The sequence below is a fragment of the Klebsiella sp. BIGb0138 genome (genome assembly GCF_004342285.1).
GTDB lineage: Bacteria > Pseudomonadota > Gammaproteobacteria > Enterobacterales > Enterobacteriaceae > Klebsiella.
Map to the genome: position 1 here is coordinate 1 of NZ_SMCV01000030.1, position 1,180 is coordinate 1,180.

Consider the following 1,180-nt stretch of genomic DNA (forward strand, 5'->3'; position numbering starts at 1 on the left):
CGGGAACTCAAAGGAGACTGCCAGTGATAAACTGGAGGAAGGTGGGGATGACGTCAAGTCATCATGGCCCTTACGAGTAGGGCTACACACGTGCTACAATGGCATATACAAAGAGAAGCGACCTCGCGAGAGCAAGCGGACCTCATAAAGTATGTCGTAGTCCGGATTGGAGTCTGCAACTCGACTCCATGAAGTCGGAATCGCTAGTAATCGTAGATCAGAATGCTACGGTGAATACGTTCCCGGGCCTTGTACACACCGCCCGTCACACCATGGGAGTGGGTTGCAAAAGAAGTAGGTAGCTTAACCTTCGGGAGGGCGCTTACCACTTTGTGATTCATGACTGGGGTGAAGTCGTAACAAGGTAACCGTAGGGGAACCTGCGGTTGGATCACCTCCTTACCTGAAAGAACCTGCCTTTGTAGTGTCCACACAGATTGTCTGATGAAAAATAAGCAGTAAAAAATCTCTGCAGGCTTGTAGCTCAGGTGGTTAGAGCGCACCCCTGATAAGGGTGAGGTCGGTGGTTCAAGTCCACTCAGGCCTACCAAATTCGCTACCGTGCTGCGTTATGGCGACACTCACATACTTCAGTATGTTTCGCGTCACCACGCCTTGCCCGATATCGAATTACGGTAAACAGAGAGAAAAATTACGATGGGGTTATAGCTCAGCTGGGAGAGCGCCTGCCTTGCACGCAGGAGGTCTGCGGTTCGATCCCGCATAGCTCCACCATCCTTTTACTGCATAAAACAAGAAAACTTCAGAGTGTACCTGAAAAGGTGCACTGCGAAGTTTTGCTCTTTAAAAATCTGGATCAAGCTGAAAATTGAAACGACACACTGTTTCCTTTCTCCGTAATAAGAAAGGAAAAACAATGTGTTCGAGTCTCTCAAATTTTCGCAACGCGGACTGTTTTACGAAACAGCTTCGGGTTGTGAGGTTAAGCGACTAAGCGTACACGGTGGATGCCCTGGCAGTCAGAGGCGATGAAGGACGTGCTAATCTGCGATAAGCGTCGGTAAGGTGATATGAACCGTTATAACCGGCGATTTCCGAATGGGGAAACCCAGTGTGATTCGTCACACTATCGTTAAGTGAATACATAGCTTAACGAAGCGAACCGGGGGAACTGAAACATCTAAGTACCCCGAGGAAAAGAAATCAACCGAGATTCCCC

At 48.8% G+C, this 1,180-nt stretch carries 2 tRNA genes and 2 rRNA genes; all 4 read left to right on the forward strand.

Annotated features, from left to right (window positions below):
* A 16S ribosomal RNA gene (locus EDF73_RS27345) occupies window positions 1-402 on the forward strand; the annotation flags it as partial.
* Between the two features lie 71 nt (window positions 403-473).
* Window positions 474-550: transfer RNA gene (locus EDF73_RS27350), tRNA-Ile, on the forward strand.
* Between the two features lie 109 nt (window positions 551-659).
* Window positions 660-735, forward strand: a tRNA-Ala gene (locus EDF73_RS27355).
* A 206-nt stretch (window positions 736-941) separates the two neighbouring features.
* Window positions 942-1,180 (forward strand): 23S ribosomal RNA (locus tag EDF73_RS27360); the annotation flags it as partial.